Consider the following 25247-nt stretch of genomic DNA (forward strand, 5'->3'; position numbering starts at 1 on the left):
TCCCGGAGTGGGTCCGCCACAGTCGTTTTCCGACAGCGACACCAATCCCGCGAGGAGGTGATGGTATCCTGTCCGATCCTCCCGTGGCGAGTACACTCCACCTGACCGACACGCCGACGACGGTCGAGGCACGCACGTGCGAAAGCGTCACACCTCCCGCCTGCACGGAGCAGGACACCCCGGGGATCATCGTCGTCGCCCTCGCGGGATCGCCGGTTCGGTGGCTCGACGGCTGGGAGTCGGCGATCGACACCGACACAGATCGGGCGACGTTCGTCGTCGACGAGGCCGCCTCGTGGCTGGCCGGCGACGCCAAAGACCGCCTCGACGCCGAAGCACCCCCCGCCACGGACGTGTGTGTCCGGACCGTCGCGTCGCCCGGCAACCTCACCGACCTCGGCGTGACGCTGACCGAGGCACTGGAGACGCAGTCGGCCGATCCAACGCTCCTCTGTTTTCAGTCGCTGACGGTCCTGTTACAGTACTCGCCGTCCGACGAAGTGTACCGGTTTCTCCACACGCTCGTTACACACGTCGACCGAGCCGACGTGACGGCACACTTTCACCTGCACGAGGGCGCCCACGAGGCGGAGACGGTCGCCACCCTGCGACCCCTCTTCGACCGGGTACGAAGCGACGGGCAGGCGTGATCAGGCGACCGCCACGTAGCCGAAGTACCCGCCGGCGAGGACGAAGACGAGGCCGAGACCCTGAACCAGGCGGCGCCAGCGGGCGGGCGGCGCCGCGTCGGCGCCGTACTCGCCGCCCCGGTCGTGTGGCCGACGTCCGACGGTGTGGACGCGCACCACGGCGCCGGGTGCCAGCAGACAGATCATCCCGAGCAGGAGTCCGAGCCCCGCCGCGAGGAGCGTCCGGAGGTCGGCCATCAGCTCCGGAGGCGTTCGATCCGCTTTTCGACCGGCGGGTGGGTCGACAGCAGGCTCCCGAGGCCGTCCCCGTCGCCGAAGATACAGAGCGCGTTCACCTGCTCGTCGACGCCGGCGTCATCGCGGCGCGTGGCGGTTCGGCTGATCTTCTCCAAGGCGTTCGCGAGCGGCTCGCCGCTGCCGATTTCTCGGGCTGCGTCGGCATCGGCGACGTACTCACGGTACCGCGAGATGGCGAAGACGAACAGCATCACCAGCATCTGTGTGAGTTGGCCGACGACGATGGCGAGAAAGAAGTCCGCGATGTCGTTGTCGCCAGTCAGGAGGACGGCCCACTGCGCGACGATGGCGACGATGGAAGCCACGCCCTGTCCCAGCACCATCATCACCACGTCACGGTTGCGGATGTGGGCGAGTTCGTGAGCCAACACGCCCTCCACCTCGTCGGGTTCGAGCTGTCGGAGGAGCTCCTGGCTCACGACGACCGTTCCGGCGCCCTTCCGCCCCACGGCGAAGGCGTTGGGGACGCCCATGCGTGCGATCATGAGGCGGGGCTTGTCGATGCCCATATCGCGTGAGAGTGACTCGACGCGGCGGTGGATCTCCGGATAGCGGTCCTCGGCGAGATCGTCGGCGCCGACGCTGCGCAGTGCCATCCACTTGCCGAGCTTGTACTGGACGGCCACGAAGGCGACGCTCCCGAGAAGGACGAGCGCGAGCGGCCAGCCGAACACCCCCATCACGACGACGGCGGCGACGGCGTAAAACGCGAACAGGATCGACCCGACGACCGCCATCCGTGCTTTCAGTCCAACGTGGCGCATATCCACGGGTCTCGCCCGAGGACACTAATGCTCGGCGGTTCGATCACGGTACTGGGTCCCACGCGTTCGGGTGTCACCCGACCCGCGTCCCCTCGATCCCCCGAGACCGGCCGACAGTGTGGATGTCTGACGTACCTTTATACGTCCAGGGACGCCTGGTAGGGGCATGAGCAACAGGGTGGAGGAGCTCGAATCGCAGGTCGCGGAACTCCAAGCCGCCGTCGACGGTCTCACCGAGGAACTGGTCGAGACGCGGGAACGGCTGCGCCAGCTCGAAGCCGACGAGGGCGTCGACCACTCCCGGGCGCCGGAGCGACGGGAGTCCGCCGGCGACGCAGATCCCGAGACCGACGACGAGCCCGCCGAGACGGCACACGGCGACGCCGAAGTCGGACCCTCCGACGCCGAGGCCGACCCCGAAACCGAAGCCGACGACGACTCCGATTCCGACGGGAACGACATCATCGTCGCCTGATCGGGGTCGCCACCCCTCATGCATATCACCGAGCTCGTACTCGACGATTTCAAGAGCTTCGGCCGGAAGACGCGGATCCCGTTTTACGAGGACTTCACCGTCATCACCGGTCCCAACGGCTCCGGCAAGAGCAACATCATCGACGGCGTCCTCTTCGCGCTCGGCCTGGCCCGAACCCGGGGCATCCGCGCCGAGAAGTTGACGGACCTCATCTACAACCCCGGTCACGAGGACGACGCGGAGCGGTCGGGCCCCCGCGAGGCAAGCGTCACCGTCGTCCTCGACAACGGCGACGGTACCCTCGACCGGTCGCAGGTGGTCAACGCTGCCGGCACCGAGGACGTCGGCGACGTGGACGAGATCGCGATCAAGCGACGGGTGAAAGAGACCGAGGACAACTACTACTCCTACTACTACCTCAACGGGCGGTCGGTCAACCTCTCGGACATCCGGGACCTGCTGGCGCAGGCGGGCGTGACCCCCGAGGGGTACAACGTCGTCATGCAGGGCGACGTGACCGAGATCATCAACATGTCCGCCGGGCAACGGCGCGGCATCATCGACGAGATCGCGGGCGTCGCGGAGTTCGACGCGAAAAAGGAGGACGCCTTCGAAGAACTCGACGTCGTCGAGGAGCGTATCGACGAGGCCGACCTCCGGATCGAGGAGAAGGAGGACCGCCTCGATCAGCTCGAAGACGAACGCGAGACGGCGCTGGAGTACCAGTCCCTCCGCGAGGAAAAAGAGGAGTACGAGGGATACCTGAAGGCCGCCGAACTGGAGGACAAGCGGGCGTCGCTGGAGCGCACCGAAAAGCGCATCGAGGCGACGGAGCAGGAACTCGCCGACCGGCGGGACACCCTGGCGGAGCGGGAGGCCGCCGTCGCGGATCTCGAAGACGACCTCGACGCCCTCACCCGCGAGATCGAGCGGAAAGGCGAGGACGAACAGCTCCGGATCAAAGGCGAGATCGAGGAGATCAAAGGCGAGATCGGCCGCCTCGAAGCGACCATCGAGAACCAGGAGGAGAAAATCGAGGCGGCCGAACAGGAACGCCGGGAGGCGTTCGTCACCCTCGATCGGAAGACGGAGAAACTCGACGACCTGGAAGCGGAGCAGCGATCGATCAAAGTGGAAAAGGCGTCGGTCAAAAGCGACATCGAGGCGAAAGAGGCGGAACTCGCCGAGGTCGAGGCCGAGATCGAAAACGTCGACACCGCGTTCGACGAACTCAAAGAGGAACTCGCGGCGCGCAAGGAGGAACTGGAGGAAAAGAAGACCGAACGCAACGACGCCCAGCGCGAGAAGGACCGCCTGCTCGACGAGGCGCGTCGTCGCTCCAACCGCATCAGCGAGGCCCAGTCGGAGCTCGAAGCCGCCCACGAGCGGATTCCGGACCTGAAGGCCGACCGCTCGGACCTGCACGGCGAACTCGACCGCGCGGAGCGGAACCGCGAGAAGATCGACTCGGCCATCGAGGAGTTGCGCGCGGAGAAGGCGGACCTGAACGAGGACCTCGACGAAATCGAGGACGACCTCCGCACCAAGCAAAACGAGTACGCGGAACTCGAGGCACGCGCGAGCCGCGACGGCGACGACTCCTGGCCGCGCTCGGTGACGACGGTCCTGAACGCGGGCATCGACGGCGTCCACGGCGCGGTCGGTCAGTTGGGGAGCGTCGACGCCGAGTACGCCACCGCCTGTGAGACCGCGGCTGGCGGCCGTCTGGCGAACGTCGTCGTCGACGACGACGGCGTCGGATCGACCTGTATCGACCACCTCAAATCGCGGTCGGCGGGACGGGCGACCTTTCTCCCCATCACCGAGATGGATCGGCGGGGACTCCCCCGCGAGCCGTCGCATCCGGGCGTCGTCGACTTCGCACGGAACCTCGTCGATTACGACGACCGCTACGCCGGGGTCTTCTCCTACGTTCTCGGATCGACGCTCGTCGTCGAGGACATGGACACCGCCCGTGAGTTCATGGGCGACTTCCGGATGGTGACCCTCGACGGCGACCTCGTCGAGAAGAGCGGCGCGATGACCGGCGGCTCCGGCGGCGGGTCGCGGTACTCCTTCACGAAAAGCGGGAAGGGGAAACTCGAACGCCTGGCCGAGGAGATCGAGAGTCTAGAGGACGACCGCCGGGCGGTCCGCGAGGAAATCCGCGACGTGGAGTCACGACTGGACGACGCCCGCGACCGCAAGGCCGACGCGGCCGAGCGGGTCCGCGAGGTCGAAGCGGAGATCGAGGACGTCGACGCCGACATCGAGGCGGCCAACGCCGAGATCGAGGAGCTGGAGGCGGAACTCGCCGATCTTCGCGAGGAGCGCGAGGCGGTCGACGAGCGGATGGGTGACCGCGAGGACCGCATCGCGACGCTCGACGACGAGATCGAGGCCATCGAAGCCGACATCGCGGAGCTGGAGGCGGAACTCGCGGACTCTCGGGTGCCCGAACTCACCGAGCGCAAGGAGGGGATCGAGGCCGACATCGCGGAGTTGGACGACCGGATGGACGACCTCGACGCCCGTCTCAACGAGACGGGACTGGAGGTCGAGTACACCGAAGAGGCCATCGACGACCTCGAAGCCACCATCGAGACGGCCCAGAACCGCAAGGCCAAAGCCCAAGAGCGGATCGACGAGGCCGAGTCCGAGATCGCGTCCCACGAGGAGACCCTCGAGAAGAAGCGGGCGGCCATCGAGGAGTTGGAGGACGAACTCGGGGATCTGAAAGCCGAGCGACGGGAGTTGCAGTCCGACCTCCGCGAGGCGAAAGGGACACGCGACGAGGCGCACGACCGGGTGACCGAGGTGGAATCGACAGTCGAGGACCTCGAAGAGGACGCCGAGCGCCTGCGCTGGGAGATCGACGAACTCGAGAGTGAGGTCGGCGACTACGACCCCGAGGCGATCCCGGACCACGAGGAGGTCGAACGGAACGTCGAGCGCCTCGAAGCCGCGATGCAGGAGCTAGAGCCCGTGAACATGCTCGCGATCGACGAGTACGACGAGGTGCAGGACGCCCTCGACGATCTGCAGGAGCGCCGTGACACGCTCGTCGACGAGCGCGACGCCATCGAGGAGCGTATCGAGGCCTACGAATCCCAGAAGAAGGCGACGTTCATGGAGGCGTTCGACGCCATCGACGAACAGTTCCAGGACATCTTCGAGCGGCTGTCGGCGGGGACCGGCGAACTCCACCTCGAAAACGGGGATGATCCCTTCGACGGCGGCCTGACGATGAAGGCCCAACCGGGGGATAAACCCATCCAGCGACTGGACGCGATGAGCGGCGGCGAGAAGTCCCTGACCGCCCTCGCTTTCATCTTCGCCATCCAGCGACACAACCCCGCACCCTTCTACGCGCTGGACGAGGTGGACGCCTTCCTCGATGCGGCCAACGCCGAGCGGGTGGGCGAGATGGTCGACGATCTGGCCGGCGAGGCACAGTTCGTCGTCGTCTCGCACCGCTCGGCGCTGCTCGACCGCTCGGAACGTGCGATCGGCGTCACGATGCAGGGTGACAACGTGAGCGCGGTCACGGGGATCCAGCTCGACGACGCTCCGGAGGTGACGGCGGATGACTGAGCACCTCCCGGACGACGTGGACCTCCCCGAGACCGACGACGACGAGGTCGAACCGGTCGAACTCCTCGTCCAGATGGCCGAGGACGGCGAGATCGACCCTTGGGACATCGACATCGTCGACGTGACCGACGCCTTCCTCGATCGCCTCGACGGGACGGACCTCCGCACGTCCGGTCGGGCGCTGTTCTACGCGAGCGTCCTCCTGCGGATGAAAAGCGACAGCGTCCTCGACGACGGAAGCGAGGAGGAGCCGGAGATGGAGCCGTGGGAGGTCGCCATGGAGGGCGGCGAGGACTCCCGGAGTCCCCACGGCCCGGACCCGATCGACGCGTTGGACGCCGAACTCGACCGGCGACTGGAGCGGAAACACGCCCGCGGATCGCCGGAGACGCTCGACGAACTCGTGCGCGAACTCCGGGAGGCCGAGCGGAACTCGTGGTGGAAGGAGTCCCGTTCCTACGACACGTCGGGGTCGCCCCACGGGTACGACCGCGGGACACAGACCCTCGACTACCACGCCGCCGACGACTTCCGGGAGGGTGGCGAACCGACCGAAGGCGACGTGACCGCCACGACCCACACCGAGGACATCGAGACGACCATCGACACCGTCCGGGACACCGTGCGCACCCACTACGACGCCGGCCGCGCCGAGGTGCTGTTCGCGGAGGTTCGGGGGGCGGGCGGCGCCCCGGTAGATACCTTCCTCGCCTTGCTCTTTCTGGCCCACCGTGGGGAGATCCATCTCCGGCAGGACGACCTGTTCGGGGACCTGTGGATCCGCGACCCGTCGGCGCCGACGGTCGGCGACGAGGCGGTCGCGGACTGAGACCGCAGGCGTGGCGTCGACGGTCGGCGACGAGGCGGTCGCAGACTGTACGGCCGGCCCCGAACGGATCGGTGTCCGATAAGCCGGTTCCGTCGATGGAAATATGTGTGACGATACCAACCCACGACCATGGTCTCTCGATCGCCGGGCGACATCTACGCCGAGACGCTGGCCGTCTTCGATCGGGACCGGTACGAACCGCTCACGACGCCTGAGGTGGCGGCGGCACTGGACGCCGAACGCCGGACCGTGTACGAACGGCTGCGAACGTTGGCCGACCGTGGCGAGTTGGAGACGAAGACGACCGGTTCGAACTCCCGCGTCTGGTGGCGACCGCCGACGGAAGATGGGACACGCGACGGCCGGGACTCCGAACCGCGGTCCCGGGCCATGGCCTCCGTCATGGACGGCGTGGGCATCGTCGGCGAGGACGGGACGTACCGCTACGTCAACGAGCCCCACGTGGAGGTGTACGGCTACGACGACCCGGAGGACTTCGTCGGCGAGAACTGGCGGATGTGCTACGACGAGGCGGAACTGGACCGGTTCGAGGCGGAGATCCTCCCGACGCTCTCCGAGGAGGGGTCGTGGCGGGGCGAGACGATCGGTGAACGCAAGGACGGCTCGACGTTTCCGCAGGAACTCTCCCTGACCGTCGCCGACGACGGTGGGATCCTCTGTGTCGTCCGCGACATCACCGACCGCAAGGAAGACGAACGGAAACTCCGCGACGCCCGCCGGTTCAACGAGGAACTGGTCGAGAACGCCCCCTTCGGGATGTTCCGCCTCGACGAGGACCTCCGAATCACCTACGAGAACCCGCGTGCGGAGGAGATCATCGGCCTGCCCGACGGGAAAGCGGAGTCGGACGCCATGGGTGTGGACATCAGCGAACTCCCGCCGATCGTCGAGACGGGGCAGGCCGACCTGTTCAAACGACTGCCGAACGGCGAGACGATCGAGTTCGCGTTCCCCTTCGAGTCGATCTACGGCAAGGAGGCGTACTTCACGGGGCGTGCCGTCCCGGTGTATCGCGACGGCGAGTTCGACGGCGCGATCCTGATGGCCACCGACATCTCGGAGCGCAGACAGTACGAACGGGAACTGGAACGCCAGCGCGAGCAGTTGGCCGCACTCGACGAACTCAACGACGTCGTGCGTGGCATCACCGAGGCGGTCATCGAGCAGTCCACCCGTGAGGAGATCGAACAGGTCGTCTGCGAACGCCTGGCGGACTCCGACTCGTATCGTCTCGCCTGGATCGGCGCGGTGAGGGCTGGACCGGAACTGGAACCACGGGTAGAGGTCGGGACCGACGGCTACCTCGACGACCTCCCGTTCTCGCCCGACCCGGACGGGGCGACGGATCGAGGGCCGGTCGGCGACGCCCTCCACAGTCAGGAGATCCGGATCGTCCGGAACGCCCGCGAGGCCGACGACGAGTCGGTCCGGGAGCGTGCGCGTGCGTTCGAGTACCGGTCCGCGGCCGTGATCCCGATCGTCCATCAGGAGGCGCTCTACGGGATCCTCGGCGTCTGCTCTGAGCGCCCCGACGCGTTCGCCGAGGCGGAGCGGGAGGTCGTCGGGCAGTTGGGTGACGTGATCGGACACGCCATCGCCGCGATCGATCGGAAACGCGCGCTCATGAGCGAGGAGGTCGTCGAACTCGACATCCGGGTACCGAGGCTGCTTCAGTCCCACGGCCTCCCGGCGCCGAACGACGGCGAGATCACGATCGAGCGGCTGACGCCCCTGGCCGGCGACGAGTATCTCGCGTACGGGACCGCGACCGGCGACGCCACGACGACGCTTCCCCTCTTCGGCGAGCACCTCCCGAACTGGACCGACGTGCGCACGTTCGACGAGACGGGATCCCAGGTGCGGTTCGAGGGACGTCTGACCGGTGCGCCGATGACCTCGATCCTCGCGGACCACGGGGGGAACTTCGAGCGCGGACGGATCGAGGACGGCAGCTACGCCGCGACGATCCAGCTACCACCCGGGACGGACGTACGGCGCGTCGTCGACGCCATCCAGGAGACGTACCCGACCGTTCGCGTCGCCCGTCAGCAACGGGTCGCACGCGAGGCGCCGTCGTCGGAACCGTTGCTGAGCGTCCTCGCGGAGGACCTGACCGAACGACAGCGGGTGGCGCTCGAAACGGGGTATTTCGGGGGCTTTTTCGACTGGCCGCGGCTCAGATCCGGCGAGGAGGTCGCGGATTCGATCGGCATCGGCGCCTCGACTTTCCACCAGCACGTGCGAAAGGCGGAGAAGAAGCTCCTCGATGCGGTGTTCGCCGACCGATAGCGACGATCACATATTTTGGGCGCCTGAATTATGCGCCTGTGCAGTGTGTCGTCTTGCATGGACAGTGAGCCGGAACCACCTCGGGGGGGGACGGAGTATCCTGCGGTGTCGTCGATACTCGGGGACCGCCGCCACCGTCTGACGGTCGCGATTTTACTGGAGCGGTCACGGCCAACGACGATCCACGACCTCGGCGTTCGACTCGCAGCCCGGGAGGCCGACGTCCCGCCGGCTGACGTCACCGCCGCGGAGAGCCGCTCGATTCGTGTCGACCTCGAACATCGGTGTCTCCCGAAACTCGAAGCGGTCGGCTGGATCGAACGCCGATCCGAAGGGGTCGTCGCCGCCGAGCCACCGTCTCTCGGGATCGAGGCGCTGTCGCTCCCCGACTTTCGGGACCCCGACCATCCCTCGTGGGACGCCATCGGCGTCCTCCTCGCACGGCCGCGTCGGCTGGATCTGGTGGCGATCCTGGCCGACCGGCGGCACCCACTCTCCCTGGACGATCTGATCGCCGAACTCCGCTCGTCCTCCCACCGGGACTGGCCCGACGACGACCGCACCCTGTCGACGACCCTCCACCACGTCGATCTGCCGGCGTTGGCGGCGGCCGGGCTGATCGAGTACGACGCCGACGACGGGATGGTCGCCCGCACCCGTCGCCTGTTGACGTTCGTCGAGCGGACGGCGTTCGATACCGACGCGCTCGAACTCGCGTCGGGGTGATCGACGTGGGCGGCGTCTCCGCCCGCCCGTGTCCTGCGATGTCGGCGGCCCGACTACTCCCGCGTGGGGACGCTGTCGGTGACGACGAGCAGAATGACGAGTCCGAGGAGCGCGAGCAGGACGACGGCGACTCGGACGTCAAGCAACAGGTCGACCGCGGCGGTGATGCCGGTCTCGTGGGCGATCTCGACCGTCTCACTCCGGACGACGCCGAACGGCGGGACGTGGACGGCTGTCAGGATCGCGACGACGACGACGAGCAGATAATCGAGACCGTCTCTCTCGCGCATTCGTCCGACATGGGTCGGCCCCCGGCTTAAACGTCGTGGCCCGCGTCTCAGAGAAGTATCCCCGACTGTAGGAGGGCGATGAGGGCCGTGAGGAGGGGAACGCTCAGGATCGTCGTGACGAGGACGGTCGTGCTGACGAACTCCGCGACAGAGAGGCCGTCGACGGTGGACTCACCCCCGAACTCGACGACGAGCAGAAGGGGGGTGATGGCCGCCGGCGTCGCACACTCGAGGACGAACGTGCGTGCGACGGTGGGGTTCCCGAACCCGACGAGAAGGGCGATGCCGGCGCCGACGACGGGCGCGACGACCATCTTCAGGAGTGTCGCCGTACCGACGCTCGACAGCGCCGCTCCGAAGTCGGTGTCCGCGAGTTGGATACCGAGAATCAGGAGGAGCAGCGGAATCGCGGCGTTACCGACGAGTTCGACCGTCGCCATCGCAGTGCCGTCGACGGGCGGGACGAGTCCGAAGTAGCGCGCGAGGAGGGCGGCGACGACGGCGTAGACGAGCGGAATCTCGAGGGCGCGCTTCATGCCGGCGAGTCCGCGGGACCCGCCGCTTCGCTGGGCGATGTAGATGCCGCCGGTGTAGACGAGGATCGCCTGGACGGTCAGGTAGATGACCGCGGTGTTCCGTCCGTCGGGGCCGAAGGCGAACCCCGAGAGCGGGATGCCGTAGTTGCCGGAGTTGGGGAAGGCGCTGACGAGGACGAGTGCGCTCAGGATGGGTTCGCGCACGTCCGTGAGTCGGCCGACGGCCTCCGCGACGACGACCATCACGAACAGGTAGGCCGCGGTGGCGACGCCGATGCGGGCCAGCGTCGATCCCGCGAGCGTCGCGGTGGTGATGCTGTGGAAGATGAGCGCGGGGACGAGGACGTACACCGTGACGGTGTTCAGGGGCGCGATGTCGACGTCGCGGAGGCGACCGAGAGCTACCCCGACCCCCGCGAGAGTGATGATGGGAAGGATCGCCGTCGCGAAGATCGAGAGCAGCGAACTCACGCGGGGGCTCCCGGGGGGAACGCCGTCTGTCGTCCCCGCCACGAGGGCGGCGCCGTTCGGCGCGGGTGGCGCACGTCAGGCCAGTTGCCAGGCGCCGTCCGCCGATTCGACGACGCCCCGGCGCTCCATCTCCGCGAGCACCTCGTCGAGGCGGTCGGGTTGAGCGATCTCCATCTCGATGCGCTGGATGTCGTGGTAGGTCGCCAGATAGCGCCGGATGTCCGCCCGTTCGAACCGCTTGTCGTCGGCGCGTTCCATGACCCCCTGGATCAGGTCGATCATGTCCTCGATGAAGTTCCACGGGTAGACGATCCACGCCCACTCCTCTAGGCGCTCGCCGACGAAATCGGGGTCGAACTCGCTGGTGTCGAGGAGTTGGAGGGTGGCCGTCCGGACCGCCGAGGGGTCGCGCTCGACGACGTACTCGTGGGCGTGGTGGAGCGACTCGCCGGTGTCGGCGATATCGTCGACGATCAGTACGTCCTTGCCCTCGACGCTCCCCTCGGGCATCGGATACCGCACCTCGGGATCGGACGCCTTCGCCGCCGTGCCGACGTAGTGTTCCATCTTCAGGCTGGTGAGGTCGTCAAGCCCGAGGAAGTCACAGCAACACCGGCCGGCGAACCAGCCGCCGCGGGCGAGGGCGACGATCACGTCCGGGTCGAACTCCGCGCTCCGAACCTCGTCGGCGACGTCCCGACAGAGGCCGTAAATGTACTCCCAGTTGGTGATCGTGCAGGTGAAGTCGTCCGGGAGGTCGCTCATGGACACGACTCCCACGCGCGTCGGGTAAGGGTTTACGGGACGCGCCGAACCCCCAACGTCTTGTCCTCCGCGCCACAGGACGGTGCCATGGATCTGGATACGCGCCGGACGCTCCTGATCGACGCCTTCACGGACGAACCGCTCGCCGGCAACGCGGCGGGTGTCGTCCCTGACGCCGCGGGTCTCGCCGCCGACCAGATGCAGGCCATCGCCCGCGAACTCTCGGCCAGCGAGACCGCCTTCCTCACCGACGATGCCGACGCCGACCGCCGGATTCGCTACTTCACGCCGACCCAGGAGGTCGACCTCTGTGGCCACGCGACCGTCGCGAGTCTGGCCCTCCTCCACGAGGAGGGCGCCCTCGACGCCGGCGAGGGGTCGCTCCGGACGAACGTCGGCGTCCTCGACGTCGCGGTGACCGAGGACGGGGTAGCGTGGATGACCCAGGACGAGCCGACGGTCGAGGTGGTCGATCTGGACCACGACCACGCTGGCTCGGCGCTCGGCGTCGATCCGGCGGCGCTGCGCGACGTGGGCGCCGACCTCCCCGCCGCCGTCGCCTCGACGGGCCTCCCCTTCCTGATCGTGCCGGTGAACTTCCTCGAACACCTCGGAAACGCCGACCCCGACATGGACGTACTGGCGGCGCTGGCGGCCGATCACGGCGCTACGGGGGTCTACGCCTTTACCTTCGATACGCTGGAGGCCGACTCGACGCTGCACGGGCGGATGTTCGCGCCGGGCGCCGGCGTGCCGGAGGATCCCGTCACTGGCACCGCGAGCGGTGCCTGCGGGGCGTACCTCCACGCCGTCGACGCCTTCGACGACCCGCCCGACGAGATGCGGTTCGAGCAGGGACATTTCGTCGACCGGTCCGGGATCGTCAGGGTGCGCGTGGCCGACGACGTCCGCGTGGGCGGGCGCGCGGTGACGGCACTCGACGGATCGATCACCGTCCCGCCGGCCGACGAGGACGACATTCTGGAGGCGTGACGACGCCGGGGTCCGGCAAACGGTCGATCGCGGGCTATCGCCGCAGAGAGTTCCTCTTCCGCCGGATACGTTCGTCGATCCCGGACCCGGCCGATGGCCGCCGTTGCGCGGTTCGAAACCTTCTTTATCGCTCTGGTGGGAGTTGCGGATACCAAATGGCTGTAGCTTGGCTGGAGGACGTGCGATCCACCGATCTGGGGACGGTCGGTGGGAAGGCGGCGTCGCTCGGCGAACTCACGGAGGCCGGGTTGCCCGTCCCGCCGGGATTCGTCGTGACGGCCGACACCTATCGAACGTTCATCGAGGAGGCTGGCATCGACGAGGAACTGTTCGAGGCCGTCGACGTCGACAGCGAGGATTCGGCGGCGCTCGCGGCGGGCCACGAACGCGCCCACGAACTCATCACGGGGACGGACGTTCCCGCGTCGGTGCGTGAGGAGATCCTCGACGCCTACCGGTCGATCGGCGACGGTGAGGCGTTCGTGGCCGTCCGCTCGTCGGCCACGGCCGAGGACCTCCCCGACGCCTCCTTCGCCGGGCAACAGGAGACGTTCCTCAACGTCACCGAGGACGACCTCGTCGAACGGGTCAAGGAGTGCTGGGCGTCGCTGTTCTCCCAGCGGGCCATCTACTACCGGAACAAGCAGGGGTTCCCACACGACGAGGTCGACATCGCCGTCGTCGTCCAGACGATGGTCGACGCCGAGAAGAGCGGCGTCATGTTCACGAGCCACCCCTCGACCGGCGATCCCCGGATCATCATCGAGGCTGCGTGGGGCCTCGGCGAGGCGGTCGTCTCCGGTTCCGTCTCCCCGGACAACTACGTCGTCGACCGGGAGACGGGCGAGGTCGAGACGGCGACCATCGCCACGAAGAAGCTAATGCACGTCAAAGACGACGAGACGGGCGAGACCGTCGAGCGCGAGGTGCCTGCGGACAAGCGGGACCAGCGCGTGCTCACCGACGCCGAGATCGAGCGACTGGTGGAACTCGGCAGGCGGGTCGAGGACCACTACGGCGACCCACAGGACGTGGAGTGGGCGGTCGCGGGCGGCGAGGTGTACATGCTCCAGTCCCGACCGATCACGACCATCGACGACGACGCCGGCGACGAGGCCGACGCGGGCGACGAGGGCGACGGTGACCACCTACTGACGGGACTCGGGGCCAGTCCGGGGACCGCGAGCGGCGCCGTCCGGATCGTCACGAAACTCGACCACCTCGATCAGGTGAGCGACGGCGACGTGATCGTCACCGAGATGACGATGCCGGACATGGTGCCCGCGATGAAACGGGCGTCGGCCATCGTCACCGACGAGGGGGGGATGACTTCCCACGCGGCCATCATCTCCCGGGAACTGGGCGTGCCGGCGATCGTCGGCACCGGCAGCGCCACTCGCGTCCTCGAGGACGGACAGGTCATCACCGTCGACGGCGAGCGGGGGACCGTCCGCGAGGGCCAAAGCGTGGCGGCCGACGCCGCGCCCACGACCGAATCGGCGCCGGCCGAGTCGGGGAGCGACGGTCCGTCGGCGGCCCCGGCCTCGAAGCCCACCCCCAACACGGCCACCGAGGTGAAGGTGAACGTCTCCATCCCCGAGGCCGCCGAACGGGCGGCCGCGACCGGCGCCGACGGTGTCGGCCTCCTGCGGATCGAGCATCTGGTCCTCTCGCTCGGCAAGACGCCGGAACGGTTCATCCGGGACGAGGGCGCCGACGCCTACGTGACGGCGCTGACCGAGGGCGTCCGGAAGGTGGCCGAGGAGTTCTATCCCCGGTCCGTCCGGGTGCGCACGCTCGATGCTCCGACCGACGAGTTCCGGCAACTCGAGGGTGGCGACGAGGAACCCCACGAACACAACCCGATGCTCGGCTACCGGGGGATCCGCCGTAGCCTCGACCGCCCCGACGCGTTCGAATACGAACTCGAGGCGTTCAAGCGCCTCTACGAGAAGGGCTACGAGAACCTCGAGATCATGTTCCCGCTCGTCAACGACGGCACCGACGTCGCTCGCGCCCGGGAACACATGGCGGCAGTCGGCATCGACCCCGAGAAACGCGAGTGGGGCGTGATGGTCGAGACGCCGGCAAGCGCCATCGGGATCGACGACATCGTCGACGAAGGCGTCGATTTCGTCTCCTTCGGGACGAACGACCTCACCCAGTACACGCTCGCGGTCGACCGCAACAACGAACACGTCTCGGATCGGTTCGACGAACTCCACCCCACGGTGCTCGATCTGATCGGCGAGGTCATCGAGAGCTGTCGGGCGGCGGACGTGGACACGAGTATCTGTGGCCAGGCCGGTTCCCATCCCGAGATGGTCGATTTCCTCGTCCGGAAGGGTGTCACCTCCATCAGTGCCAACATCGATGCGGTCGGCGATGTACTGGAGACCGCCGACAAGGTCGAGCGGCGTCTGATCCTCGAATCGGTGCGCTGAGAGCGGAACGGCTATACCCCGCCGTCGGTAGCCGTTAGGTATGCAGCAGGCGGCTCCACAGTCGTTCGATCGCGTCCTCTCGAGCATGTGTACGCGCCCCCACCCGACCGCGCGCGACGCGGCCGAACGATTCCTCGCGACCAACCCCGGCGATCCCGACACCTACCGGACCGTCGCCGACCTGGAGACGAGGGTGATCGCGGGGCTGGGCGAACTGACGGGGCTCGCCGACCCCCAGGGGTACGTCGCCAGCGGCGGGACGGAGGCGAACGTCCAGGCGGTGCGGGCGGCCCGCAACCGCGCCGACGCCGTCACGCCGAACGTCGTCGTCCCCGAGAGCGTGCACTTCAGTTTCCAGAAGGCCGCCGAGGTGCTCGACGTGTCGCTGCGGACGGTCCCCGTCGACGCCGATCGGCGGGCCGATCCGGACGCGATGGCCGACCGGATCGACGCCGACACGGTTCTGGTCGTCGGCGTCGCCGGCACCACGGAGTACGGCCGGGTCGACCCCATTCCGGCGCTCGCGGACCTCGCGGCGGACGCCGACGCCCGCTTCCACGTCGACGCCGCGTGGGGCGGGTTCGTCCTCCCCTTTACCGACCACGACTGGCACTTCTCGGATGCCCACGTCGACACGATGGCCATCGACCCACACAAGTTCGGGCAGGCGGCCGTGCCGGCGGGGGGATTTCTCGCCCGCGAGGCGGCGACACTCGACGCGCTGGCGGTCGAGACGCCGTATCTGGAGTCGACGTCCCAGGCGACGCTCACGGGCACCCGGAGCGGCGCGGGCGTCGCCAGCGCGGCCGCCGCCCTGGACGCCCTGTGGCCCGAGGGGTACCGCGAGACCTACGAGCGCGCGCAGTCGAATGCGGCGTGGATCGCCGACGAACTCGACGCCCGGGGGTTCGACGTCGTCGATCCCGTCCTGCCGCTGGTTGCGGTCGACCTGCCCGGGCACCTGTTCGACGCGCTGACCGAGCGTGGGTGGCGCCTCTCGCGGACCGCCCGCGGGGAGCTTCGACTCGTCTGTATGCCCCACGTCACTCGGGAGACGTTGCGCGAGTTCGTCCGGGACCTCGACGCGTGTCGCGATGCCCACTGAGTCGGGCGGTCGGCGGAACCTGAAAGACTTACGTCGCCCCCGTGGGAGAGTGGGGTGTGGAGACATTGGTCCCCCTCGTCGCGTTCGACCCTCCCGGACTCCACTGGTTGACGCGCCTCGTCGAGACGGCCACCGGCTGGGGCGGTCTCGCGATCATCTTCGTCTACTCGTTTCTCATCGCGTTCGCGCTCCCGGGCGTCAGCGAGGTGGTCCTGCTCGCCCCGCTCGACCTCGGTCTGTCGACCGAACTCCGACTGACGATCATTATCGTCGTCTCGGCGCTCGGCAAGGCCGCCGGCAGCGTCTTCGCCTTTCACATCGGACAGGAGGCCAAGGAGTCCGGCCCGCTGATCCGGTGGCTCCGGAACTCCCGCTTCGACGTGATCGGGTGGTCTGAACGCCGGACCGTCGAACTCGCGCGTCGCTGGGGCTACGCCGGCCTCGCGGTCGCGCTTTCGGTCCCCTTCTTCCCCGACACGCTCTCCATCTACGCGTTCGCTGTGTTGGAGGAGGATTACCTGCGCTTCGCGGCGGCGACTTTCGCCGGGAGCGTGGGGCGGTTGCTGGTGACACTTGGGTTGAGCGCCGGCGTGGTGGCCATCGTCTGAGGCGCGCGGTCGCCGCCGCCCGGGGCGGACCGACGCTCAGTCGCCCCGGAGGCGCTGGAGTTCGTTTCGCAACAACAGCACCGACTCGAACCGGTCGCCTTTCTCCTTTTCGAGTGCCGTGAGGAGCACGTCGTCGAGTTCGGGCGGCAGGGCCGCCACCTCGCTCGGGGGCGCGGGCTCCTCGTTGAGCACGCGGTGCATCGCCTCGGCGGGGGCTGTACCCTCGAACGGCGGCCGTCCCGTGAACAGTTCGTACAGCACCGCGCCGAGCTGATAGACGTCCGTGATGTCGTCGGCCGCCCCCCGGTCCGTGTCGAACTGTTCGGGCGCGGCGTACTGGGGGGAGAGCCCCTCGACGCTCTGGGAGTGGTCGAGCAGGTGCTTCGAGAGCCCCCAGTCGGCGACCTTGGGGACGTCCCACGCGCCCTCCACGCCGCGGAAGAGGACGTTCGCCGGCTTGAGGTCGAGATGGGCGACCCCGCGCCGGTGGGCGTGCCGGACGCCTTTGGTGATCGCGACGGCGGTCCAGAGCGCCTGGTCGAACTCGAGGTCGCCCGCCCGCTCCGAGAGGTCACCCCCGTCCATGTACTCCATGGCGATCCAGGGGACCGGCTGGGCGCCGTAGTCCACGACGCCCACGACGTGGTCGTGATCGTCGAGTTTGTCCCACGTTTCCGCTTCGTCGAGCATTCGATCGATCGCGTCGGTGTGGAGGGTTCCGCTCATCCGTGGCCGCTTGATCGCGAGGGTCACGTCACCGTTCGTGGTAGGAAGGGTCGCCCGCACCACGTCTGCGTTGCCGCCGGCACCGATCGGCTCCTCGTCGGTCAGCGCGTCGTAGTCGACCCTCACCGCCGGCGCTCGCGGAATCCGCGTCGGGGGACCGCCGGTCAGCGACGCCTCCGCGTCGGCCAGGAGGGAAGCCCGCTCGGATTCGAGGGCCGCCACCGTCTCCTGCAGGTCGTCGAAGCCCATCTCGCCGGCCCGGTCACCGAGGGCGCTGATTCGCGATTCGAGGGTCGACAGGCGCTCGCTGGCCCGTTCGGGGTCGTCGTCGACGCGGTCGGCGGCGTGGTCGAGGTCCGCCCGCAGCGCGTCGCGGCGGGCGGTCAGGCGGTCCCGACGGATCTCCCGACGGTCGTCGTCGACGGCCGTCAGTCGCCCCTCCGCCTTGCCGGCGTCGAGTCGGTCGGTCGAGCGCGCGGCATCGAGGGCGTCGAGGTACGCCGTCTCGGCGTCGTCGAGCCTCGCGAGCGCCTCGCGGTGGTCGCCGCGGTCGGCCAACGCCGCCGCCTCCTGCCGGCGCTCGTCGCCCGTTTCGAGGGCGTCGGCGTGTGTGTCGACGCCCGGTGGTGGCGAGTCGTCGACGACGGCGGCTCCCGCCGACCCTCCGCCCGGGGACCCCGTGTCGACGCCGCCCGATCCGGGGCCGTCGTCCGGGGTGGTCGCCGTCCGCGTCCCGCCGCCCGAGGTGTCCGCCGCCCGCGTCCCGCCGCCCGGCCGGTCGTCGGCGTCGGACTCCGTACTTCCCTGTCGCCGCCAGTACCAGAGCCCACCGAGGGCGGCGATGCCGCCACCGAGGGTGAGAATCGCTTCGGTCTGGCCGCTGCCGCCCGTGTCGCCACCGCCACCGCCACCGCCTCCGCCGCCCTCGCCGTCGCCGAACTCGTCGTCCGCGGGGACCGGGGTCGCCGTCGGCTCCGGCGTCGGCTCCGGCGTCGGCGTCGCGGTCTCGCCGGTCAGCGCGTACACGTTGCTGTCGTTGGCACCGATGTAGACGGTGCCGTTCGCCACCGCGGGCGACGAGACGACCGACTCCTCGCCCGTCCCGAAGGACCACTGCTCCGTCCCGTCGTCCGCCGACACCCCCACCACCTTTCCGCTGTCGTCGCCGACGTAGACGGTGCCGTCGACGACGGCCGGCGACGAACTCGGTCCGAACCCCGTATCGAACGACCAGCGTTCGGTGCCGTCGTCGGCGTCCAGTGCGTACAGATGGTCGTCCCAACTCCCGACGTAGACGGTGCCGTTGGCGACCGCCGGCGACGACTTTATGGTGTCGTCGGTCTCGAACGACCAGCGTTCGGTGCCGTCGTCGGCGTCCAGTGCGTACACGCTGTTGTCGCCGCTCCCGATGTAGAGCGTGCCGTCGACGACCGCGGGCGACGACTCCCATATCCTGTCGCCGGTCTCGAACGACCAGCGTTCCCGTCCGGTGTCCGCGTCGAGCGCGTACACGGTGCTATCGCCGCTGCCGATGTAGACGGTGCCGCCCACGACGGCCGGCGACGAGCGGACCGACGCCCCCGTTTCGAACGTCCAGCGTTCCCGTCCGGTGTCCGCATCGAGCGCGTACACCCGGCCGTTGCTGGACCCGACGTAGAGGGTGCCGTCGACGACCGTCGGCGACGAGTCGATGTCGTTCGGCCCCGACGCCGATTCCGAGAGATACTGCCACTGCTCCTCGCCGTCCGCCGCGTCCAGCGCGTACACGGAGTCGTCACTGCTTCCGATGTAGACGGTGCCGTCGGCGACCGCCGGCGACGACGTGACGCCGCCGTTCGTGACAAATCGCCACTCCTCGGTGCCGTCGTCGATGTCCACCGCGTACACCGTGTTGTCGACCTTCCGTCCGACGTAGAGCGTGCCGTCCACGACGGCCGGCGACGACCACTCCGCTCCGTCTTCTCCCAGGTTTTCCGACGTCTCGAAGACCCACTCCGGGGAGACGTCGGCTACCGGTCCGACGTTGCCCGGTGCGTTCCCCGTCCGCGAGTCGTCGTACCTGAACTGCGGCCACGACTCGCCGGTCTGACCGGTCGCGACGTCGGCAGTCCCCGACACCAGCGCCCCTCCGACCAGCGAGCCACCGATCGTCCGCAGCGTCCCCCGACGCGTCCACTCCGTCCCCGAATCGGCCATTACGTCACCGTGTCACACGATCCATAATAAGTGATTCCCCGTCCGACGCCGTCGCGTCGGGGCCCCGTCGCGCCGTTACTCCACCAGCGCCTCGGGCGGCCCGCCGGGCAGTCGGTCCCGGTCGTGACCCTCGGTGAAGTCGACGTCCGGACCGACGGGAACCAGTCGCTTCGGGTTCACGTCGCCGTGGCTCACGTAGTAGTGCCGGACGATGTGGTCCATGTTGACGGTGCGCTCGATACCGGGCGTCGTGTAGAGGTCCTTCGTGTACCCCCAGAGGTTGTCGTACTCGTGGATAGCCCGCCGGTTGCATTTGAAGTGGGTGTGGTAGACTAACGCCACTACTTTGTGAATAGTCCCTAATCTATAAGCCCCTCCGGTGTAACTGTGCGACCATGACGACGCCACGGGAGAACCTTCGTGAAGCCAAAGGAACGCTTCGCCGCGCCGCGGAGAGAGGCGACGTGTCGGAAGCCGACGCCGACCGTATTGGGGAACTGTGCGCCGCCTTCGACCCCGACGACATGACGACGCCGCTCCCAAGTGACGGGGAGTATGCCGAGGACACCAAGCCCAAGCAACCGAACACGCTCCGCGGCTGGATGCAGTACCTCAAGCGAACCGCCGAGCGACTTCAACGGGGCGAGTTCGATACCACCCTCTCCGACGCCGGCGCCGACACGATCAACCAGTTGATGACCGATATGCGGAGGGGGAACCACCCGGATGTGAAAGATAGCGGACTCTCGAATAACTCGATTCGGAACTATCAGGCGGCCGCCCGGCGGTTCTATCGCTATCACTCCGACCTCGGGGTCGACGCGCAGGATATTGTGCTCATCACGGGCGACGACACGCACGTCGACGACCGGGATATGCTCACGAAAGACGAGATTGAGGCCATTCGTGACGCCGCCGAACACCCCCGCGACTTGGCGATTTTCGACCTCCTCCTCTACACGGGGCAACGGAACACGGCCATCCGGTCGCTTCGGATCAAAGACATCGACTTGGACGAAGGTGTGTACTATCTGAACACCGACGCGGAAGGACTCAAAGGCGCCGACGAAAACGGGACGAAGCGCCCGCTCCTCGGTGCCGTGGGATCGATCCGCGAATGGCTCCGGTATCACCCTGCGCCCGACAACCCGGACGCCTACCTCATCACGCAAAAGCCGCGTTACCGGAACACGGACGGGACGGAGATGGTGTCGCGGAACACGCTCAACTACGCCATGCAACAATTGAAGGAGAAAGCCGAGGTGGACAAGCCGCTTAACCCTCATAGCGTCCGACACAACTTCGTCACGATAGCCAAGCGGGAATACAAGATGGACGACGCGACGGTCAAGCACCTTATCGGTCACTCTCCGGATTCGGACGTGATGGAATCGACGTATTCACACCTCTCCGACGAGGACCACATCCGCGCCGCCGAGGAGGCGGCCGGGATTCGTGACCCCGAGGAGCAGAGTAGCCTGTCGCCCGACATTTGTCACTGTGGCGAACCACTCCCGGACGCCGCGGCCGCGTGTCCGCGCTGTGGAACGGTCTACCGGCCGGACGCCCAAGCAGCTCAAGAGCAGATTCAGGACGACGTGAAACAAGACTACCGCGACACCGACCCCGAGGACACGGACACCCAAGACAAGATCGACACGCTTGACGAACTACTTGACGACCCCGAGGTGAAGGCCGCCCTGTTAAAGAAACTCAACGAGGAGTAGCTACTCGTCGGCGATATCAAACTCTTCGCGGATATTATCATCTGGACCATACATTCCTGCGTTGCTGTCAGATATGATCTGGTCACGGATACGGTTGATCCGATCCCGATATTTATCTGGTTTTGCTCCCTGTAGATCAAACATCTCGGTTATGGTGAGCGATTTTATCCCCTCACGTTCGATCTTCTCCTCTAAGGATGCTATGTATCCCTTTTTTCCTCTTCGCACACCTGTCTGTATTGCACCTTCTACGGCAAAGCCAGGTTTCGCGTCTCCAAGAAGATACAGCACGGTCACCAAGCTACTAATCCCCTCGGTCAATTCGGAGGGGGTGAAATCTTTCACTACTGTATTCTCATTAAGCTCGCCCTCCTCGAAAGCGTCTGCAATAAGTTCGGCGTCGGAAGTTATAGCCGCCCGGACTCGCTTATAAATTCTCTTCCGCATCTGCCGCTCATGCGCGACATCTTCGCCTTCCAACCACGCCCGTTGTGAATCCGTGAGGATCGAAGCACTATCGTCGTTTGCCATACACGATATTCTGTATACGCATAATAATAAATGTACGGTACATACGTATTCGTATGCCAGAGGCGCCAACCCGAGTCATCGAAGACGGTCGGATTACGATACCGGCTCATGTACGACGAGACCTCGGATTAGAGAAGGGCGACTACGTCATGGTCGACGTTCGTCCTCTTGAGGAGGCGAATGTCGATGATTGAGGCTGTCGAACGGAACCGCGACGACCTCGAAACCCTCGCCGAGCGTGACGACTTGCGGGTGTCGAAGTACGCTGAGGCACTCCTCGAAATGACGGAGACGGAGGGATAGTCGAATGGCCCGAAAGACGACGGCCGTGGGCGCGGCCGCCACCGGCGACGAAGTTGAGGACGACGACGTACACCGCCGGAGGTGTCTGCCGTCGTGAACGAGTACACACGCCGACACTTTGAAGATTGCGACGCTTCCCCAAGCGCCGGCTGGCGCGGCGTGTACGCCGCCATGCACGTTTCTACGGGAGGTGATGGCGGTGAGTGACGACCGTCCACCTCGGCCGACTCCGCTCGCGTTCTCTCCCGACCCGATCCCCGATGAACTACGCCGGCGCGAGCAGTGGGTCGCATGGCGCTACGAGTGGGACGCCGACCGCGACGAATGGACGAAAGTCCCGGTTGACGTCGACACCGGCAGGTACGCCTCGTCGATGGATTCGGACACATGGGCGTCTTTCGAGGACGCCGTCGCCTATCACGACCGTGACGGCATCGACACGGACGGTGTGGGATTCGTGGTATCTGACGATGACCTCCTCGTCGGGATTGACCTTGATGACTGTCGCGCCCCCGACACGGCTGCCTTCGAACCGTGGGCCGAGGAGTTAGTCGACGATGTCCCGACCTACGCCGAGGTGTCACCGAGCGGAACCGGCCTTCGACTATTCGCGTTCGGATTCGTCCCGGACGGAGGGAGCCGTGACGATGTCGACGGCGCGGAGGGTCACCTCGAAATGTACGACTCCGGCCGTTACCTGACTGTCACCGGCCACGCGCTCGATGACGCACCGGCGGATGTCCGTCAGGTGAACGATGAAATCAGCGAGGTTCATGCCGAGTATATCGCTGACGGACAAGCGGACGCTGAAGCGACGACGCCAGCCAGCGACGGCGGTGTGCAAGCCGATACTCCGGCCCCAAACCCTGGGCTTGAGGCTGGCGGATCGGGTTCCGGCGACGGGCCGGACGCCCTTTCCGACGACGAACTACTCCGGCGAGCGAAACGCGCCGATAATGGCGAGAAGTTCGCCCGCCTGTGGAACGGAGACACGTCGGCCCATCCATCTCACAGCGAAGCGGACTTGGCGCTGTGTTCGATGCTGGCCTTCTGGACGGCCGGCGACCGCGGACGGATCGAACGCCTGTTCCGCCGAAGTGGATTGTGTCGGGACAAATGGACCGAGCGAGAGGACTACCGCCGGCGCACAATCGACACGGCGTTGGACGGCGTTAGCGACGCCTACGATCCCGACCGCGACAACGGAGGCGACGTGTCGACGGCGCTCCCGAACGACCCCACACCACCGGAGGGCGCCGTTAGCGACGACGGTACGGGCACCGAACTACGTCCAACGACGGTGAAAGCCCAAGCGTCTCTCGGGGAGGACGGTCAGGTGTCAGACCTTAACGACCGGGAGAAAGCCGCGTGCGTGTGGGACTTGCTCAAGCACAGCGACCGCTATCACGTCCGCGTTCGGCGGGATAACGGATCGTTGTGGGCCTACGACGACGGCGTTTGGACGGCAACGGGCGAGCGGGCGCTCCGTCATGCGGGTCGGCAGGCGCTGGGGTCGATGAACTACGGATCGAACGTCTTGGGCGAACTGAAAGCCCAGGCGCGAGGTGACCCGGTGGCCGAAGTGGCGGCCGACGACTTCGGCGTGCAACCCGGAACCGTCGCCGTCGAGAACGGACTACTCGACCTTGACGCCGCCGCCGAGAACCACGGGACAGACGCACTCCGTGACCTTCGGCCCGACGACTACGCGCTTGCACAGCTGCCCGTCGAGTACGACCCGACCGCCACATACGACGAGTGGGCCGACTACGTCGACGAGTGGGCCGAGGACGGCCGTGCTGACGCGCTGCAAGAGTACGTCGGGTATTGCCTTCACGTCGGTGCCATGCCGATCCACCGGGCGCTACTGCTCGTCGGTTCGGGTGCGAACGGGAAGGGGACGTTCCTCTCGGTGGTCCGTGCCTTACTGGGGCGGGAGAACACGTCGTCTATCGAACTACAGACGCTTGCGAACGAATCGGACGCCGTGGCCGACTTCTACGGCTCCGTGGCGAACATCGACGACGACCTGTCCGCTCGAAAACTCGGCGCCGGCCTGGGGATGTTCAAGAAACTCGTCGCCGGCGACCGCGTGCGGGCGCGACGACTCTACGAAAACGGCTTCGAGTTCGACGCCACGGGGAAACACCTCTACGCCGCAAACGAAGTCCCCGACGTGAACGTCCCGGACGAGGACGAAGCGTTTTGGCGACGGTGGCTCCTCGTTGAGTTCCCGAACCACTACCCGCCGAACGACCGTGACCCGACCCTTCGGGACGAATTGACCACCGACGACGCCTTGTCCGGTGTGTTGAATTGGGCTATCGCCGGTTGGAAGCGCCTACTGGAACAGGGCCACTTCACGAACGAAGATCACCACGCCCACGCCAAACGCGAACGCTGGCAGGCGTGGGGTGACTCCGTTGAGCAGTTCGTTAGCGAGTGTGTTGAACACGACCCCGACGCGCCTCGGCTCACCACCCGTCAAGCCCACCGTCGTTATACGGCGTGGTGTCGGGCGAACGGCGAGGAGCCTGTCGGACAGCAGAAATTCACGAACACGCTCAAGAACGAAGATGTCGGCTACGGCCGCCACCGGATCGAGGGCAAAAGCCAGCGTGGGTACAAGGCGCTCGGCCTGTCCGACGATGTTCCCGATCCCGACGACGGTCCCGACGGAGGGCAGACGAATCTCACATGATCCCAACTCTCTCCGCATACCGACCGGCCCACTCCGGCAATTCGTGTCTGCAATCCGATAGGTGTGTGCGGCGTGTACGGCCTGGATTCACCCCTTCGCGTGACGCGCGCGGGAAATCTCCAGAAAAGAAGTATTGGCTTGTCCCCGTACACGCCGTACACACTTCTCCTTGTGTGACGACGTTCGAGCGACAGCGACGGCGCCCG

The 25247-nt window shown here is 67.0% G+C and carries 20 protein-coding genes and 1 pseudogene; 13 read left to right on the top strand and 8 right to left on the bottom strand.

Translation table 11 applies throughout. The annotated features are described in order from the left end of the window. Positions 1-83: 83 nt before the first annotated feature. Positions 84-650, top strand: coding sequence for a DUF7504 family protein (locus NBT82_RS00370; protein WP_251329616.1), 567 nt, complete (start codon positions 84-86; stop codon positions 648-650). On the opposite strand, the gene NBT82_RS00375 is transcribed toward NBT82_RS00370, so the two are convergent. Then, positions 651-887, bottom strand: coding sequence for a hypothetical protein (locus NBT82_RS00375; protein ID WP_251329617.1), 237 nt, complete (start codon positions 885-887; stop codon positions 651-653). It lies immediately after the preceding gene. Then, entirely contained in the window at positions 887-1711 is an 825-nt protein-coding gene (locus NBT82_RS00380) for a M48 family metallopeptidase (RefSeq protein ID WP_345780667.1), read from the bottom strand. Before NBT82_RS00380 ends, NBT82_RS00375 begins: the two co-directional genes overlap by 1 nt. Before the next feature lie 166 nt (positions 1712-1877). Between NBT82_RS00380 and NBT82_RS00385 the strand changes: the two genes are divergently transcribed. From NBT82_RS00385 to NBT82_RS00405, 5 genes are all read left to right on the top strand, one after another. Beyond that, positions 1878-2186: a DUF7518 family protein gene (locus NBT82_RS00385; protein ID WP_251329618.1), complete on the top strand. Its 309-nt coding sequence runs from the start codon at positions 1878-1880 to the stop codon at positions 2184-2186. An 18-nt stretch (positions 2187-2204) separates the two neighbouring features. Next, complete coding sequence (gene smc / locus NBT82_RS00390) at positions 2205-5780, top strand: chromosome segregation protein SMC (protein WP_251329619.1); 3576 nt, start codon at positions 2205-2207, stop codon at positions 5778-5780. After that, positions 5773-6609 (top strand): segregation and condensation protein A, encoded by an 837-nt coding sequence (locus tag NBT82_RS00395; protein ID WP_251329620.1) that lies wholly within the window; start codon positions 5773-5775, stop codon positions 6607-6609. The genes smc and NBT82_RS00395 overlap by 8 nt, the downstream gene beginning before the upstream one ends. A gap of 129 nt (positions 6610-6738) precedes the next feature. Then, positions 6739-8919, top strand: a complete 2181-nt coding sequence (locus NBT82_RS00400) for a bacterio-opsin activator domain-containing protein (protein WP_251329621.1) — start codon at positions 6739-6741, stop codon at positions 8917-8919. 57 nt (positions 8920-8976) lie between these two features. Then, complete coding sequence (locus tag NBT82_RS00405; protein WP_251329622.1) at positions 8977-9645, top strand: DUF7344 domain-containing protein; 669 nt, start codon at positions 8977-8979, stop codon at positions 9643-9645. A 53-nt stretch (positions 9646-9698) separates the two neighbouring features. On the opposite strand, the gene NBT82_RS00410 is transcribed toward NBT82_RS00405, so the two are convergent. From NBT82_RS00410 to NBT82_RS00420, 3 genes are all read right to left on the bottom strand, one after another. Further along, positions 9699-9935 (bottom strand): hypothetical protein, encoded by a 237-nt coding sequence (locus NBT82_RS00410; protein ID WP_251329623.1) that lies wholly within the window; start codon positions 9933-9935, stop codon positions 9699-9701. A 47-nt stretch (positions 9936-9982) separates the two neighbouring features. Continuing rightward, entirely contained in the window at positions 9983-10942 is a 960-nt protein-coding gene (locus tag NBT82_RS00415) for an AEC family transporter (protein WP_251329624.1), read from the bottom strand. A gap of 75 nt (positions 10943-11017) precedes the next feature. After that, a complete protein-coding gene (locus NBT82_RS00420; protein ID WP_251329625.1) occupies positions 11018-11707 on the bottom strand; it encodes a phosphoribosyltransferase in 690 nt (229 codons plus the stop codon). A gap of 93 nt (positions 11708-11800) precedes the next feature. Between NBT82_RS00420 and NBT82_RS00425 the strand changes: the two genes are divergently transcribed. The 4 genes from NBT82_RS00425 to NBT82_RS00440 all read left to right on the top strand — a co-directional run bounded on the left by NBT82_RS00425 (position 11801) and on the right by NBT82_RS00440 (position 16857). Then, a complete protein-coding gene (locus NBT82_RS00425) occupies positions 11801-12700 on the top strand; it encodes a PhzF family phenazine biosynthesis protein (RefSeq protein ID WP_251331317.1) in 900 nt (299 codons plus the stop codon). 155 nt (positions 12701-12855) lie between these two features. Next, on the top strand, positions 12856-15144 hold the full coding sequence (gene ppsA / locus NBT82_RS00430) for a phosphoenolpyruvate synthase (protein ID WP_251329626.1): 2289 nt from the start codon (positions 12856-12858) through the stop codon (positions 15142-15144). A gap of 40 nt (positions 15145-15184) precedes the next feature. Then, complete coding sequence (gene mfnA / locus NBT82_RS00435) at positions 15185-16249, top strand: tyrosine decarboxylase MfnA (protein WP_251329627.1); 1065 nt, start codon at positions 15185-15187, stop codon at positions 16247-16249. 65 nt (positions 16250-16314) lie between these two features. Continuing rightward, complete coding sequence (locus NBT82_RS00440; RefSeq protein WP_251331318.1) at positions 16315-16857, top strand: YqaA family protein; 543 nt, start codon at positions 16315-16317, stop codon at positions 16855-16857. A gap of 36 nt (positions 16858-16893) precedes the next feature. On the opposite strand, the gene NBT82_RS00445 is transcribed toward NBT82_RS00440, so the two are convergent. Then, on the bottom strand, positions 16894-19779 hold the full coding sequence (locus NBT82_RS00445) for an outer membrane protein assembly factor BamB family protein (protein ID WP_251329628.1): 2886 nt from the start codon (positions 19777-19779) through the stop codon (positions 16894-16896). A gap of 75 nt (positions 19780-19854) precedes the next feature. Further along, positions 19855-20112: pseudogene (locus tag NBT82_RS00450) on the bottom strand (glutathione S-transferase family protein); the annotation flags it as partial. A gap of 62 nt (positions 20113-20174) precedes the next feature. Between NBT82_RS00450 and NBT82_RS00455 the strand changes: the two are divergent. Then, entirely contained in the window at positions 20175-21506 is a 1332-nt protein-coding gene (locus tag NBT82_RS00455) for a site-specific integrase (protein WP_251329629.1), read from the top strand. On the opposite strand, the gene NBT82_RS00460 is transcribed toward NBT82_RS00455, so the two are convergent. After that, entirely contained in the window at positions 21507-22037 is a 531-nt protein-coding gene (locus NBT82_RS00460; protein ID WP_251329630.1) for a hypothetical protein, read from the bottom strand. 53 nt (positions 22038-22090) lie between these two features. Between NBT82_RS00460 and NBT82_RS20235 the strand changes: the two genes are divergently transcribed. Next, positions 22091-22231: an AbrB/MazE/SpoVT family DNA-binding domain-containing protein gene (locus tag NBT82_RS20235; protein ID WP_425601760.1), complete on the top strand. Its 141-nt coding sequence runs from the start codon at positions 22091-22093 to the stop codon at positions 22229-22231. A 308-nt stretch (positions 22232-22539) separates the two neighbouring features. Next, entirely contained in the window at positions 22540-25041 is a 2502-nt protein-coding gene (locus tag NBT82_RS00465; RefSeq protein ID WP_251329631.1) for a phage/plasmid primase, P4 family, read from the top strand. Positions 25042-25247: the final 206 nt, after the last annotated feature.

Source organism: Haloplanus sp. HW8-1 (genome assembly GCF_023703795.1).
Taxonomy (GTDB): domain Archaea; phylum Halobacteriota; class Halobacteria; order Halobacteriales; family Haloferacaceae; genus Haloplanus; species Haloplanus pelagicus.